A 13,581-nucleotide genomic window follows, 5' to 3' on the forward strand; every position below is an offset into this window, starting at 1 on the left:
CGCCCCGGCCGCGGCGCGCGGGTGCGCCGCCGTGGCGCTTTGGCACACTGCGGCCGATGACTCCTCGCCTGCACGCTCCGGTCGAGCTCGCCGCCGGCCACGAGGCCGATCTGCCGCCCAACGCGACACGCCATGTCCAGGTGCTGCGGCTGCAGCCGGGCGCCGAGCTGACGCTGTTCGACGGCCGCGGCGGCGAATGGCGCGCCGAGGTGCTCGCGATCGGACGCAAGGACGTGCGCGTGCGCGCGATCGAAGCGATGCCCGTCGAGCGCGAGCTGCCGATGCGCGTGGTGCTGGCGCTGGGCATGCCGGCCAACGAGCGCATGGACACGCTGGTCGAGAAGGCCACCGAGCTCGGCGCCGCGGCGATCCAGCCGCTGGTGTGCGAACGTTCGGTGCTGCGCGTGGCCGGCGAGCGCGCCGAGAAGAAGGCCGCGCACTGGCAGGCCATCGTGATTGCCGCGTGCGAGCAGTGTGGCCGCAACCGCGTGCCGCCGGTCCACGCCCCGCTGCCGCTGCGCGAGTGGATGGCTTCGCTCGAGGCCGGCGACGCAGCCACGCAGCGCCTGCTGCTGAGCCTGGACGACGATGCGCGGCCGATCGCCGCCGCCCGCCGCGGCGGCACGGATGCGCTGTTCCTCAGCGGCCCCGAAGGCGGTTTGAGCGAGGGCGAGCTCGCGCTCGCGCGTTCGCGCGGTTTTGCACCGGTGTCGCTGGGCAGCCGCGTGCTGCGCGCCGACACCGCGCCGCTGGCGGCGCTGGCGGTGATCGCTGCGCTCGAGGCGGCCTCGTCGCCGGGCGGCGCCGCGTAACCTGTCGGTAACCACCAAGCACTTCACACCCCGCGTCGCTCCCGCGAAGAAGGGCGGTTAAACCCGGCTTCTTGGGCCCTTAAGCCCGGGAACCCGGTGTCGATACTGCCCTACACCTTGTTGCGAATCAAAAGCGTGGGAGCGCTGAGGAGAAGTGCCATGACTTGGTTGAGCAAGTTCCGGATCGGAACCCGGCTGGGTATTGCCTTTGCAGCCCTGATCGTCCTGCTGACCGCCATCTGTGCGTTCAGTGCCTGGAATGCGCGCCGCCTGGCCGCGGACCTCGAAGCCACCGCGAGCCAGGACCTGACGCGGGTCGACCTGGCCAACGCGCTGGACCGCAATGCCGGCTTGATCGCCCGCGCCAGCCGCGAGCTGCTGCTGCTGGAGACCGCCGGCGGCCTGAAGCGCCAGCGCGAGCTGATCACGAAGTCCTTCGCCGACAGCGAGGAGCGTTTCAACAAGCTCGTCGCACTCGGCGGCGATGCCGAGCTGCAGGCGCTGATCGCCGCGGTGAAGTCCGGCAAGGAGGACTTCACCAAGGCGACCACCGCCTACCTGACCACGCTCGAAGGCAACCCCGACGATGCACGTCGCGCGCTGCTGGTCGAGCTGCGCCCGGTGCAGGCGGCCTACGAGAAGTCGCTCGCCGCGTTGAACGCCGCGGTGCAGAAGCTCGCCGCCGCGCGTGCGGTCGACGGCCAGCGCCTGGCCGAGACCAGCTCGCTCGCGCTGCTGGTGCTGGGCGGCATCGCGGTCGCACTGGCGGTGGTCGCGGCGGTGCTGATCGCACGTTCGATCACCGTGCCGCTGCAGTCGGCCATCGCCGCGGCGCGTGCGATCCGCGACGGCGACCTCGCGCACCGCGTGCAGGCCGCGTCGAGCGACGAGATCGGCACGCTGCTGGGCGCCATCGGCGAGATGCAGCACCACCTGACGCGCGTGATCGAGGACGTGCACCGCGCCGCGCGCGACGTGTCGACCTCGTCCGACGAGATCGCCCACGGCAATGCCGACCTGTCGTCGCGCACCGAACGGGCGTCGACCAACCTGCAGCAGACCGCGTCGGCGATGGAAGAGATCTCGGCGACCGTCGCCGGCTCGAGCCAGAAGTCGCGCCAGGCCGCCGAGGTCGCCGCGAAGGCGCGCAGCGCGGTCATCGAGGGCGGCGAGACGGTCGAGGGCCTGGTCGGCACGATGACGCGCATCGCCGAGTCGAGCCACCGCATCCGCGACATCATCTCGGTGATCGACGGCATCGCGTTCCAGACCAACATCCTGGCGCTGAACGCGGCTGTGGAATCGGCCCGCGCCGGCGAGCATGGCCGCGGCTTCGCGGTGGTCGCCGGCGAGGTGCGCTCGCTGGCCGCGCGCGCGGCCGCCGCCGCCAAGGAGATCAAGGGCCTGATCGACGACTCGGCCAGCAAGGTCGAGCAGGGCACGGCCACCGTGTCGGAGGTCGGCCAGCGCATCAAGGGCATCGTCACCGAGGTCGTCGGCGTGCGCCAGCTGATCGAGGAAGTGTCGCTGGCCAGCCAGCAGCAGGAAACCGGCATCGGCTCGATCAACCAGAGCGTCACCGATCTCGACCAGTCGACGCAGCAGAACGCCGCGCTGGTCGAGGAGCTGTCGGCGACCACCGAGTCGCTGAAGACCCATGCCCAGCGCCTGGTGTCGACGGTCGAGTTCTTCCGCCTGCCGGCCGCCCAGCTCGAGCACGCCTGATCCGTTCCTTCTTTCCAGGAGTCCGCAAGATGACCCCCGTCCTGAAGTCCCTGTGCGGCGTCGCCGCAGCGCTGCTGTTCGCCCTGTCGGGCCCCGCCCTCGCCGAGCCCAAGGTCATCAAGAAGGTGCCGCCGGAGTTCCCGGAAGAGGCGGTGCGCAAGAAGGTCACCGACGGCGTGCTGAAGGCCAAGCTGTCGATCGACGGCACGGGCGCGGTCACCGACGTGCAGATCGTCGAGGCGCTGCCGGCCAAGGCGCGCGTCTTCAACGAATCGGCCGTCAGCGCGCTGTCGAAGTGGAAGTTCGAGGCCACCGGCAAGGCCGACAGCGTCGAGATCAAGCTGGTGTTCGCGCAGGAGTGACGCCGGCGGGCGCGGCTGCGGGTGCGGCATGCTGCCGCACCTTTTGAACGTCAGCCCGCCGTGCGGTCCGCGGCGCCCTCGCCGCCTGCGTCGACGGTCCGCGGCGCGCGCGCCGAACCAGCGACCAGGTCGAAGCGGAACAGCCGGCATTCGATCGGCCCGTTCCACATCGGCACGCGCTGGCTTTCCTTCAGGCGCAGCGCCTGCGGCAGCTTCATGTCGGGGCTCAGCACCCAGGCGGTCCAGCCGGCGTAGTGGCGCTTCCAGTGCGCGGCGAGCTCGCGGAAGAAGTCGCCCGCCGTGCCACCGCCTTCGAAGGCCTCGCGGCTGTCGCGGCTGCCGCGTCCTTTGGGATCTATGCGCTCCCCGTACGGCGGGTTCAGCATCAGCGTGCCGGCTTCGGCCGGCGGCGTGCGCTGCAGCGCATCGGCGGTCTTGAACTCGATGGCCTTCGCGACGCCCGCGCGCTCCGCGTTGCGGGTTGCGAAGTCGGTCATGCGGAACGACACATCGCCGGCGAAGATCGGCACGGCCGGCGCATGCTGCTGCGCGCGTGCATCGGCCTTCATCTGCTGCCACGCCGCCTGGTGCGTGCGGAACGGCAGCAGCTTCTCGAATCCGAAACGGCGCTGCAGGCCGGGCGCGATGCCGCAAGCGATCTGCGCGGCCTCGATCGCGATGGTGCCGGCGCCGCAGCAGGGATCGAACAGCGGACCGTCCTCGGGCGCCCCGCGCCAGCCGGCGGCGGCCAGCATCGCGGCGGCCAGCGTTTCCTTCAACGGCGCCTCGCCCTTCGCTTCGCGCCAGCCGCGCTTGAACAGCGCCTCGCCGGAGGTGTCGGCGTACAGCGTGGCGTGCGTGGCGTTCAGGTGCAGCGCCAGCGACAGGTCCGGGAAGCGGGTGTCGACGTTCGGGCGTTCGCCGGTGGCCTCGCGCACGCGGTCGCACAGCGCGTCCTTCACCCGCAGGGTCGCGAAGTTCAGGCTCTGCAGCGGCGAGCGCTGCGCGGTGGTGTCGATGCGGAAGCTCAGGCGCGGCGTGATCCAGTCGCCCCAGCGCACCTGGCCGGCCAGCGCGTAGAGGTCGTGCTCGCTCTGGTAGGGCCCGTGCACCAGCGGCCACAACACGCGCTGCGCGAGCCGGCTGTGCAGGTTCAGCTTCATCGCGGCGAGCGCGTCGCCGTAGACGGTGACGCCGCCACGGCCCGGCTGCACGCGTGCATCGGCGCCTAGAACCTCGGCGCACTCGGCGGCCAGCAGCGCCTCGACGCCTGCGGCGCAGGGCAGGAACAGGGCGATCTTCACGTCAGCCGCCGCCGGGCCGCCCCAAGGCGGCTAGCGCCCCCTCGGGGGGCAGGAGCGAAGCGACGTGGGGGCCTTGTTGCATTCACAGCGCCTTGCGCAGGTTGGCCGGCGCGATCTTCAGCGCCTCGCGGTACTTCGCGACCGTGCGCCGCGCGACCTGGATGCCCTGCTCGGCCAGCATGTCCGAGAGCTGGTTGTCCGACAGCGGCTTGGACGGGTTCTCGGCGCTCACCAGCTGCTTGATCAGCGCCCGCACCGCGGTGCTCGACGCATTGCCGCCGGCCTCGGTGTTCAGCGACGAGCCGAAGAAATACTTCAGCTCGAAGGTGCCGTAGGGCGTGTTCATGTACTTGGCGGTGGTCACGCGCGAGATGGTGGACTCATGCAGCCCGAGCTCGTCCGCGATCTCGCGCAGCACCAGCGGCTTCATCGCGATCTCGCCATGCGTGAAGAAGGCCTTCTGCCGCTCGACGATGGCCTGGCTGACACGCAGGATGGTGTCGAAGCGCTGCAGGATGTTCTTCATGAACCAGCGCGCTTCCTGCAGCCGCGCCGACAGGCCGGCGCCCGAGCCGTTGCGCTGGCCGCGGATGGCCTGGGCGTAGAGGTCGTTGATGCGCAGCTTGGGCATCACGTCGGGGTTCAGCTGCACCTTCCAGCCGCGGCCGGACTTGCTGACGATGACGTCGGGCACGACGATGTTGGCCTCGGCCCGCGTGAACGGCCGGCCCGGCTTCGGTTCGCAGGCGACGATCAGCGCCTGCGCCGCGCGCAGCAGGGTTTCGTCGGCGCCGGTGGCGGACATCAGCTTCTTCGCGTCGCGCCGGGCGAGCAGCTCGAGGTGCTGCTTGCAGATGATGATGGCCACCGCCTGCGCTTCGCAGCGCGGCTGCTGGCGCAGCTGCAGCACCAGGCATTCGCCCAGGTTCGACGCGCCGACGCCCGCCGGCTCCAGGCTCTGCAGCCACTTCAGCGCACAGCGCAGGCGGTCGAGCAGCTCCTCGCGGGCTTCGGCGAACTCGTCGCCCTCGCCGGCGAGGCGCATCGCGATCTCCTCGAGCGGGTCGGCGAGGTAGCCGTCGTCGTCGAGCGACTCGATCAGGATGCTCACCGCCGCGAAGTCCTCGGGCGACAGGCGCATGCCCAGCAGCTGGCGGCGCAGGTGGTCCTGCAGCGAGGGGCCGGCATCGGCCGATTCGATCGGCTCGAAATCCTCGTCGCCTCCGCTGCCGCTGCCCGAATTGGACGAGGGCAGCTCGCGGATGCCGTCGAAGTCGTCGGCCTCGGTGCCGTTGTCCCAGTCCTCGCGCTCGGCGACGCCGAATTCGGCCGAGTCGACGCCCGCGGGCTCGTCGGTGCCGCCGCCGGCATCGGTCGCGGCGTCGTCGCGGTCGCCCGGACGGTCGATCGCGCTGTCGGCGGCACGTTCGGGCGCGCTGACGCGCTCGAGGCCGAACTCCATCGGCGACTGGTCGCCCTCGACCTCGAGGAAGGGGTTCTGCTCGAGCATCTGCTCGATTTCCTGGTGCAGCTCCAGCGTCGACAACTGCAGCAGGCGGATCGACTGCTGCAGCTGCGGCGTCAGCGCCAGGTGCTGCGACAGCCGTACCTGAAGGGACGGCTTCATGATGGCTGGCGCGCCTGCAGGGACGGCTTCATCGGATCGCCCGGTCCCCGCTCACATGCGGAAATGCTCGCCGAGGTACACGCGGCGCACGTCCGGGTTCTCGACGATCTCGGACGGCGTGCCTTCGGCCAGCACGCGGCCCTCGCTGATGATGTACGCACGGTCGCAGATGCCCAGCATCTCGCGCACGTTGTGGTCGGTGATCAGCACGCCGATGCCGCGGCTCTTCAGGAAGCCGATGATGCGCTGGATCTCGATCACCGCGATCGGGTCGACGCCGGCGAAAGGCTCGTCGAGCAGGATGAAGCGCGGCTGCGTCGCCAGCGCCCGGGCGATCTCGACGCGCCGGCGCTCGCCGCCGGACAGCGCCGGCGCCGGCGAGTCGCGCAGCTTCTCGATCGACAGGTCGTGCAGCAGCTGCTCGAGCTGCGCGTCGATGTCCTTCGGCTTCAGCGGCCGGCCGTCGGGGCCGTGCTGCAGCTCGAGCACCGCGCGGATGTTCTCGGCGACGTTGAGCTTGCGGAAGATCGACGCTTCCTGCGGCAGGTACGACAGCCCCATGCGCGCGCGCTGGTGGATGGGCTTGCCGTGCACCGCGACGCCGTCGATGTGGATCGCGCCGGCATCGGCGCGCACCAGGCCGACGACCATGTAGAAGGTGGTCGTCTTGCCGGCGCCGTTGGGGCCGAGCAGGCCGACGACCTCGCCGCCGGCGACCGCCAGGTGCACTTCCTTGACGACCTTGCGCGAGCCGTAGGTCTTCTGCAGGCCGGTCACCTCGAGCCGGCTGGCCGGCCACACGCGTGCGGCAGCGGCATGCGCCGCCGGGCCGGGGGCGTTCAACGCCGCTCCCCGAGCGTGGGTGTGCTGCGCAGCGGAGCGGCGCTGGCGGCGCGGGCCGGCGGCGCCGAGGCCGCCGGGTCGCGCGGCGCGATCACCGCGCGCACGCGGCCGCTGGGGTTGTCGTTCGTGGCCGCGCCGCCCTGCACGCTGAACTGCTCGGCGGTGTTGTCCCAGAGGATCGAGCTGCCGTGGATCTCGTCGGCGGTCACCGTGCCGCGAAGGCGACGCGCGGTGGCCTGGCCTTCGAAGCGCAGCGTATTGGCGCGGCTGTCGTAATCGATGCGCTGGGCCGCGCCTTCGACGAACTCGTCGACGCCGTCGCGCTTCTGCCGGTATTGCGCCGGCTTGCCGTCGACGCCGACGGCGCTGGCCACCTGGTAGCCGTCCGGCGTCTCGCGCAGCTCGACGCGGTCGGCCCGGATCAGCAGCGTGCCTTGGGTGATGACGACGTTGCCGCTGCAGCTGCTGGTGTTCTTGACCAGGTTGACGACGCAGGGCTTGTCCGATTCCAGCGTCATCGGCTTGCTGCGGTCGGTCTTCTCGGCCTGCGCCGCGCCGATGGCGGCAACCAGCGCTGCTGCAGTGCAGCACGCGGCAGGGGATCGGGCGGGGCGTGGGGGCGTCATCTCGCGGCACAAAACTTGCAGGCCATTCTAGACGCAAGCCTGCGCCGCGTAGCGCATGCCGGGTGGGAATTCCTGCGCGAACGTCGTGAAAGACGCCGCTCGCGCGGCCCGGGATCGGCGGCCCGGATCAGGGCCCGGGACCGGGCCCCGTGTCAGCCCTTGCGGGCCTTCTGGATCAGCCCGTCCATCACGCGCAGCGCACCTTCGTGGCTGCCGGCCTGGCCGACCGAGGTCATGAAGCGGCCCTGCACGCCCATCGTCGGCACACCGTCGATCTTGTACTCGCTGGCGGCCTTCTTGGCCTGGTTGCACTTGGTGGCAACCGAGAAGCTGTTCATGGTGTCCTTCAGCTTCGTGAAGTCGACCCCATTGGCCTGCGCCAGCTTCTGCAGCTCGGCGTCCTTGTCGAGCCGCATGCGGTCGACGTGGATCGCGTTGAACACCTTGCGGTGCATCGCGTCGAGCTGGCCCATCGCCTCCAGCGCGAAGTACAGCTTCTGGTAGGGCTCGTGCGGGGCGCCGAAGGCCACCGGGATGCGGCGGAACACGACATCGGCCGGCAGCTTGCGCGCCCAGCCGTCCAGCGAGGGCTCGAAGGCCGCGCAGTGCGGGCACCAGTAGCCGAAGAACTCGACCACCTCGACCTTGCCGGCCGGCACCGACACCGCGACGGGCGGGTTCAGGCGCGTGAACTCCTTGCCTTCGACCGGCTCGCCCTGCGCGCAGGCCGGCAGCGCGACCAGAGATCCCAGGCCGCCGCCCAGTGCCATACCCGTCCCGAGGGCGAATTGACGACGCTTCATTCGATTCAGTCCTTTCGTGTTCCGGGGCTTCGGACCGGATGCCGGCCCGGAAGTTCAGTGCCCGAGGTTCCTCAACGCAGCGGGCCCGTCCGCAGCCGACCAGCGGCCCGACGGCGCGGTTCAGCGGTCGACGCGCACCAGGTTCGCCTCGACGCTGGCCGCGGCGAGCCGGCTCTGCACGGCTTCGGCCTCCTGGCGCTCGTCGAACGGCCCGACACGCACGCGGTAGACCGTGCGGCCGGCCTGCTCGCGTTCCATCACCCGGGCGCCGACGCCCAGCATCGCGAGCTTCGCGCGCTGCTGCTCGGCATCCTCGGGCCGCGCATAGGCGCCGGCCTGGACGTAGAAGCTGAAGCCCGCGTCGCCGGCCGACGCGGCCGCCTTCGGCGCCTGGCCGGCGAGGATGGCGGCGGGGTCGCGGCCGGACTTCGCGGCCGTGGCCGATGCGGCGGGCGGCGGCGCCGCCGGGGCGCTGGCCGCCGTGCGGGCCGGCGCGGGCGCCGAGGCCCCGTCGATCACGCCGCTGGCCGCCACGGCCGGCGCCGGCCGCGCCGGGTTCTTGCCGGCCAGCGGTGCGTTCGGATCCCAGTTCTTGTTCTTGGCCGCTTCAGCCGCGTCCTGTTCGGCGGTGCGCTGCGGCACCTTGTTGACGAACGGGATCGGCACCTTGGTGATGTACAGCGCGACGCCCAGCGCCAGCGCCAGCCCGAGCAGCAGGCCGACGATCAGCCCCATCACGAAGCCGCCGCGCTGCGACGAACGCCCGGGCTTCGCGGTCTTCGTGGTCTTCACGGTCTTGTCGGCCTTCATGCCGCGGCCTCCGGTGCGGCAGCCTCGCGCGCCATCGCCTCGGGGGCGCTCACGCCCAGCAGGTCGAGCGCGTTGCGCAGCACCTGGCGGGTGGCGGCCAGCAGCGCCATGCGGGCGCGGGCCAGCGCGGGGTCGTCGACGAGGAAGCGCTCGGCGTCGTAATAACTGTGGAAGGCCGCGGCCACGTCACGCAGGTAGAACGCGATGTCGTGCGGGGCCATGCCGGCCGCGGCAGCGGACACCACGTCAGGGTAGGCGGCGAGCTTGAGCATCAGCGCCTGCTCACTCGGCGCCGTCAGCAGCGCGAGGTCGGGCGCGGCACCCTCTGCCACCGAGATGCCGCCGCGCTGGACGTGCTCGGCCAGCACCGAGCAGATGCGTGCATGCGCGTACTGCACGTAGAACACCGGGTTGTCGTTGTTGGCCTTGAGCGCCAGATCGATGTCGAACACGAACTCGGTGTCGGCCTTGCGGCTGACGAGGAAGAAACGCACCGCGTCGCGGCTGGTCCAGTCGATCAGGTCGCGCAAGGTGACGTAGCCCCCGGCGCGCTTGGACAGCTTGACCTCCTCGCCGCCCTTCATCACGGTGATCATCTTGTACAGCGCGTAGTCGGGCCAGCCCTGCGGGATGCCGACGCCGACCGCCTGCAATCCGGCGCGCACGCGTGCGAGAGAACCGTGGTGGTCGTACCCCAGCACGATGATCGCCTTCTCGAAACCGCGTTGCCACTTGTCGACGTGGTACGCGACGTCCGGCAGGAAGTACGTGTAGGTGCCGTCGCTCTTGCGCATCACCCGGTCTTTGTCATCGCCGTAGTCGGTCGACCGCAGCCACAGGGCGCCGTCCTGCTCGTAGGTCTTGCCCGAGGCGTTCAGCCGCTCGATGGTGGCATCGACCTTGCGATCGGTGTACAGGCTCGATTCGAGGAAGTAGTGGTCGAAGCGTACGCCGAAGGCGCGCAGGTCGAGATCCTGCTCGTGGCGCAGGTAGGCGACCGCGAACTGCCGGATGCCTTCGAGGTCGCCGATGTCGCCCGACGCGGTGAATTCGCGGTCGTCGGCATGCACGGTCTTCTTCGCCAGGAAGTCGGCCGCGATATCGGCGATGTACTCGCCGTTGTACGCTGCATCGGGCCACTCGGCATCACCGGGCTTGTGCCCCTGCAATCGCGCCTGCACCGACAGCGCGAGGTTGGCGATCTGCACCCCCGCATCGTTGTAGTAGAACTCGCGCTGCACCTGCCAGCCCTGCGCCTCGTACAGGCGGCAGATCGAGTCGCCCAGCGCCGCATTGCGGCCGTGCCCGATGTGCAGCGGCCCGGTCGGGTTCGCCGAGACGAACTCGACCATCAGCTTGCGGCCGATCGCCTGCTGGCGGCCGAAGGCATCGCCGGCCGCGAGCACCTCGCCGACCACCGCCTGCCGCGCCGCCGGCTTGAGCTTCAGGTTGATGAAGCCGGGCCCGGCGATCTCCAGCGCCTCGACCCAGCGCTGGAAGGCCGGCTGCGCATTCAGCGCGGCGACCAGCTCGGCCGCCAGCTCGCGCGGATTGCGCTTGAGCCCGCGCGCGAGCTGCATCGCCGCGGTGATCGCGAAATCGCCGTGGGCGGCCTGTTTCGGGGATTCGAAGGCCGGCGTGAAACCGGCGTCGGGCGCGAGCTGCGCGACGGTGGCTTGCAGCGTCTGCAGCAGCGCCTGCTTGGCTTGGATCATGGGCGGCGATTCTAAGGTTGGGGCCCATAATGGCCCGACCCGCCCTGCTGCCATCTTGAGCACCGAGCACGCCCCTCCCGCCGATCAAGCCGACCATCCCGCCTGGATCGGCCGCTACCGCGTGCAGTCCCGGCTCGGCGAAGGCGCGACCAGCGACGTCTTCCTCGCCCGCGACGACTTCCGCGACCGGCTGGTGGCGATCAAGCGCGTGCGCGCGGCCACCGCCGGCGACAGCGCCGACAACCACTACCGCGCGCACTTCTTCGATGCCGAAGCCGCCCTGGCCGGCAAGTTGAAGCACCCGAACGTCGTCGAGATCTACGACGCCGTGCCCGACCCGGTGATGCCGTACCTCGTGATGGAGTACGTGCCCGGGCTCACGCTGCGGCGCTTCTGCCGCGCCGACGCGCTGCTGTCGCTGGACCAGATCGTCGAGATCGGCTTCAAGTGCGCGATGGCGCTGGGCTACGTCGCGCGGCAGGGCCTGATCCACCGCGATGTCAAGCCGGCCAACATCCTCGCGGTGCTGCAGGGCGAGCACGTGATCGACGTCAAGATCAGCGACTTCGGCAGCGTGCTCGACACGATGAGCGAGCGCACGCAGGTCTTCCGCGTCGGCTCGCTGGCCTACATGTCGCCCGAGCAGCTCGACGGCAGCACGCTCGACTCGCGCGCCGACCAGTATTCGCTGGCCGCGCTGCTGTACCACCTCGTCGCCGGCCGCCCGCCCTTCGACGCCGTGACGCAGCCGGCGCTGATGCACCAGATCTACAACGGCGAGCCGCCGCCGCTGACGATGCTGCGCGAAGGCGTGCCGCCGCGCATGCAGGCGATCCTCGAGCGCGCGCTGAGCAAGAGCCGCGAGGACCGCTACCCCGACTGGGACGGCTTCGCGCGCGACTGGTCGTCGCTGGTGGCCAATGCCGAGGTGCCGCGCGGGCAGCTGACCGATGTGCTGCACTCCGAGCGCTTCAACCTGCTGCGCTCGCTGGAGTTCTTCGCCGAGTTCGGCGATGTCGAGATCTGGGAAGTGGTGCACCGCGGCCGCTGGCAGCGCCATGCCTTCGGCGCCGCGCTGTACCGCAAGGGCCAGGAGGGCAATACCTTCCACATCATCGCGCAGGGCCGCATCGACGTGTACCGCGACGGCACGCGCGTCGCGCAGCTCGGTGCCGGCACCTCGGTCGGCGAGATGGCCTACCTCGCGCCGAGCCCTGACCTGAAGACGCATGCGGCCGACGTGATCGTCTCCGAGCAGGCGACGACGCTGGGCTTCACGCCCGAGACGATGCAGTCGCTGAGCGCGGCCACGCGCCACCTGTTCGACGGCGCCTTCATCCGCGTGCTGGTGCGGCGGCTGCATGCGGCGCACGAGTCGCTCGCGCATCCGCGCCGCATCCTGTAACGCCAGTTTCTGTCCCAGCGCAAGCGCAGCGTGTGCGCCGCGCGACGGCCTCCCGCGTTGAGTGTTTGCTGCGCCGCAGTCGCGGTGCTTCAATGGCCATCGGCCTCGAGGGAGGCCGTTCAAACGAGGAAGGAGATCTCCATGCACCTGATCAAGCAAGCCACCATCGCTTTCGCGTCGCTCGCGTTGTGCACCGGGCTGGCGCAAGCCGCAAGCGCAACGGCAGCCGCCAGCGCACCGAAGGCCGCCACCGCCCAGCAGACCAAGATGGGCGAGTGCAACAAGGAAGCCGGCGACAAGAAGGGCGACGAGCGCAAGGCCTTCATGAAGACCTGCCTGTCCGCGAAGAAGGAAACGCAGCAGAGCAAGATGAAGACGTGCAACAAGGACGCCGGCGACAAGAAGGGCGCCGAGCGCAAGAAGTTCATGAGCGAGTGCCTGAAGGCCTGAGGGCCTGAGAGCCGCCGCTTCGAACCAAAGGCCGCCGCTGCGGCCTTTCGCTTTCCTGATCCCGGGCCGATGCGGCGGCCCGTGGCCGGTCATGCCGCTGCGGCGGCCCTTGGCATGTCATGCCGCGGCTGGCGGCCCCTTCCAGTAGGCCGGGTCGCCGAAGCTGTGCTTCAGGAAATCGATCCACAGGCGCACGCGCAGCGGCAGGTGCTTGCGCTGCGGCACGACGGCGTAGATGCCGTTCGGCGGCGCGGCGAAACCGGCCAGCACCTCGGTCAGCTGGCCGGCCGCGATCTGCTGCTCCACTTCCCAGGTGCTGCGCCAGGCCAGCCCCAGGCCCTGCAGGCACCAGGTGTGCAGCACCTGGCCATCGCTGCAGTCGAGGCGGCCGCCCGGCCGCAGGTGGTGCACCTCGCCGTCGATCGTGAACGCCCAGCCGCGCGTCTGGCTGGCGTCGGACGACAGCATCAGGCATTCGTGGCGTGACAGCTCCTGCGGATGTTTCGGCGTGCCGGCGCGCTTGAGGTACGACGGCGCCGCCACGCACAGCCGTCGGTTGTCGGCCAGCCGCACGCTGACGAGGCTGGAATCCGGCAGGTCGCCGACGCGCACCGCCGAATCGAAGCCTTCGTTGACGATGTCGACGACCCGGTCCGACAGGTTCAGCGACAGGCTGACGTCCGGGTGCAGCGCGAGGAACTTCGGCACCAGCGGGGCGACATGCCGGCGCCCGAAGCCGGCCGGCGCGGTGATGCGCAGGTGGCCGCTGGCCTTGACCCCGCCGGCGGACACGCTGGCCTCGGCATTGGCGATCTCGGCCAGGATGCGCTGGCAGTCCTCGAGGAAGGCGCTGCCCTCGTGCGTCAACGACAGCCGGCGCGTCGTGCGCACCAGCAGCTTCACGCCCAGGCGCTCCTCCAGCGCGTCGATGCGCCGGCCGATCACCGCCGGCGCAACCCCCTCGGCTTGCGCGGCCGCGGTCAGGCTGCCCTTGCCGGCCACGGCGACGAAGGACTCGATCTGCTTCAGGCGATCCATCGGGACTCTGAACGGCTCATGCGGTCGATGATTACACACCGATCAGTCATGAATCAATCGC

Annotated in this window: 13 protein-coding genes; 5 read left to right on the forward strand and 8 right to left on the reverse strand. The window is 70.5% G+C overall.

Annotated elements, in window-relative coordinates; all coding sequences use genetic code 11:
* Window positions 1–56 precede the first annotated feature (56 nt).
* The 3 genes from P1K89_RS19540 to P1K89_RS19550 all read left to right on the forward strand — a co-directional run bounded on the left by P1K89_RS19540 (window position 57) and on the right by P1K89_RS19550 (window position 2,899).
* Complete coding sequence (locus P1K89_RS19540; RefSeq protein WP_284618174.1) at window positions 57–812, forward strand: 16S rRNA (uracil(1498)-N(3))-methyltransferase; 756 nt, start codon at window positions 57–59, stop codon at window positions 810–812.
* A 159-nt stretch (window positions 813–971) separates the two neighbouring features.
* The gene (locus P1K89_RS19545) at window positions 972–2,537 is read left to right on the forward strand and encodes a methyl-accepting chemotaxis protein (protein ID WP_284618175.1); all 1,566 of its coding nucleotides are present in this window, start codon (window positions 972–974) and stop codon (window positions 2,535–2,537) included.
* A gap of 29 nt (window positions 2,538–2,566) precedes the next feature.
* Window positions 2,567–2,899, forward strand: a complete 333-nt coding sequence (locus P1K89_RS19550; RefSeq protein WP_284618176.1) for a TonB family protein — start codon at window positions 2,567–2,569, stop codon at window positions 2,897–2,899.
* Window positions 2,900–2,949: 50 nt separating this feature from the next.
* Here the strand turns inward: P1K89_RS19550 and P1K89_RS19555 are convergent, their stop codons facing one another.
* The 7 genes from P1K89_RS19555 to argS form a co-directional block, all read right to left on the reverse strand.
* Entirely contained in the window at window positions 2,950–4,203 is a 1,254-nt protein-coding gene (locus tag P1K89_RS19555; RefSeq protein WP_284618177.1) for a THUMP domain-containing class I SAM-dependent RNA methyltransferase, read from the reverse strand.
* A gap of 82 nt (window positions 4,204–4,285) precedes the next feature.
* Window positions 4,286–5,830, reverse strand: a complete 1,545-nt coding sequence (locus P1K89_RS19560; RefSeq protein ID WP_284618178.1) for an RNA polymerase factor sigma-54 — start codon at window positions 5,828–5,830, stop codon at window positions 4,286–4,288.
* A gap of 51 nt (window positions 5,831–5,881) precedes the next feature.
* A complete protein-coding gene (lptB, locus tag P1K89_RS19565; protein WP_284618179.1) occupies window positions 5,882–6,673 on the reverse strand; it encodes an LPS export ABC transporter ATP-binding protein in 792 nt (263 codons plus the stop codon).
* A complete protein-coding gene (lptA, locus tag P1K89_RS19570; protein ID WP_284618180.1) occupies window positions 6,670–7,299 on the reverse strand; it encodes a lipopolysaccharide transport periplasmic protein LptA in 630 nt (209 codons plus the stop codon). Before lptA ends, lptB begins: the two co-directional genes overlap by 4 nt.
* A 152-nt stretch (window positions 7,300–7,451) precedes the next feature.
* Window positions 7,452–8,102, reverse strand: coding sequence for a thiol:disulfide interchange protein DsbA/DsbL (locus P1K89_RS19575; RefSeq protein ID WP_284618181.1), 651 nt, complete (start codon window positions 8,100–8,102; stop codon window positions 7,452–7,454).
* A 120-nt stretch (window positions 8,103–8,222) separates the two neighbouring features.
* The gene (locus P1K89_RS19580; RefSeq protein WP_284618182.1) at window positions 8,223–8,912 is read right to left on the reverse strand and encodes an SPOR domain-containing protein; all 690 of its coding nucleotides are present in this window, start codon (window positions 8,910–8,912) and stop codon (window positions 8,223–8,225) included.
* Complete coding sequence (argS, locus tag P1K89_RS19585) at window positions 8,909–10,627, reverse strand: arginine--tRNA ligase (protein ID WP_284618183.1); 1,719 nt, start codon at window positions 10,625–10,627, stop codon at window positions 8,909–8,911. Before argS ends, P1K89_RS19580 begins: the two co-directional genes overlap by 4 nt.
* Before the next feature lie 55 nt (window positions 10,628–10,682).
* On the opposite strand from argS, the gene P1K89_RS19590 reads away from it, so the two are divergent.
* Both P1K89_RS19590 and P1K89_RS19595 read left to right on the forward strand, forming a co-directional pair.
* A complete protein-coding gene (locus P1K89_RS19590; RefSeq protein WP_284618184.1) occupies window positions 10,683–12,032 on the forward strand; it encodes a protein kinase domain-containing protein in 1,350 nt (449 codons plus the stop codon).
* Window positions 12,033–12,173: 141 nt separating this feature from the next.
* Window positions 12,174–12,482 carry a PsiF family protein gene (locus P1K89_RS19595; protein WP_284618185.1) on the forward strand — a complete coding sequence of 103 codons (309 nt, stop codon included), beginning with the start codon at window positions 12,174–12,176 and terminating at the stop codon, window positions 12,480–12,482.
* 117 nt (window positions 12,483–12,599) lie between these two features.
* Here P1K89_RS19595 and P1K89_RS19600 read toward each other — a convergent pair whose 3' ends face one another.
* Window positions 12,600–13,520, reverse strand: coding sequence for a LysR family transcriptional regulator (locus P1K89_RS19600; protein WP_284618186.1), 921 nt, complete (start codon window positions 13,518–13,520; stop codon window positions 12,600–12,602).
* Window positions 13,521–13,581 lie beyond the last annotated feature (61 nt).

Origin of the sequence: Aquabacterium humicola (assembly GCF_030167915.1) — a bacterium.
Classification (GTDB): Bacteria; Pseudomonadota; Gammaproteobacteria; order Burkholderiales; family Burkholderiaceae_C; genus Pseudaquabacterium; species Pseudaquabacterium humicola.

What these genes read in the sequence shown, in the direction of transcription:
- P1K89_RS19540 (WP_284618174.1), top strand. Translation starts at nt 57, where the DNA reads ATGACTCCTCGCCTGCACGCTCCGGTCGAGCTCGCCGCCGGCCACGAG.
- P1K89_RS19545 (WP_284618175.1), top strand. Translation starts at nt 972, where the DNA reads ATGACTTGGTTGAGCAAGTTCCGGATCGGAACCCGGCTGGGTATTGCC.
- P1K89_RS19550 (WP_284618176.1), top strand. Translation starts at nt 2,567, where the DNA reads ATGACCCCCGTCCTGAAGTCCCTGTGCGGCGTCGCCGCAGCGCTGCTG.
- P1K89_RS19560 (WP_284618178.1), bottom strand. Translation starts at nt 5,830, where the DNA reads ATGAAGCCGTCCCTTCAGGTACGGCTGTCGCAGCACCTGGCGCTGACG.
- lptA (WP_284618180.1), bottom strand. Translation starts at nt 7,299, where the DNA reads ATGACGCCCCCACGCCCCGCCCGATCCCCTGCCGCGTGCTGCACTGCA.
- P1K89_RS19575 (WP_284618181.1), bottom strand. Translation starts at nt 8,102, where the DNA reads ATGAAGCGTCGTCAATTCGCCCTCGGGACGGGTATGGCACTGGGCGGC.
- P1K89_RS19580 (WP_284618182.1), bottom strand. Translation starts at nt 8,912, where the DNA reads ATGAAGGCCGACAAGACCGTGAAGACCACGAAGACCGCGAAGCCCGGG.
- argS (WP_284618183.1), bottom strand. Translation starts at nt 10,627, where the DNA reads ATGATCCAAGCCAAGCAGGCGCTGCTGCAGACGCTGCAAGCCACCGTC.
- P1K89_RS19595 (WP_284618185.1), top strand. Translation starts at nt 12,174, where the DNA reads ATGCACCTGATCAAGCAAGCCACCATCGCTTTCGCGTCGCTCGCGTTG.
- P1K89_RS19600 (WP_284618186.1), bottom strand. Translation starts at nt 13,520, where the DNA reads ATGGATCGCCTGAAGCAGATCGAGTCCTTCGTCGCCGTGGCCGGCAAG.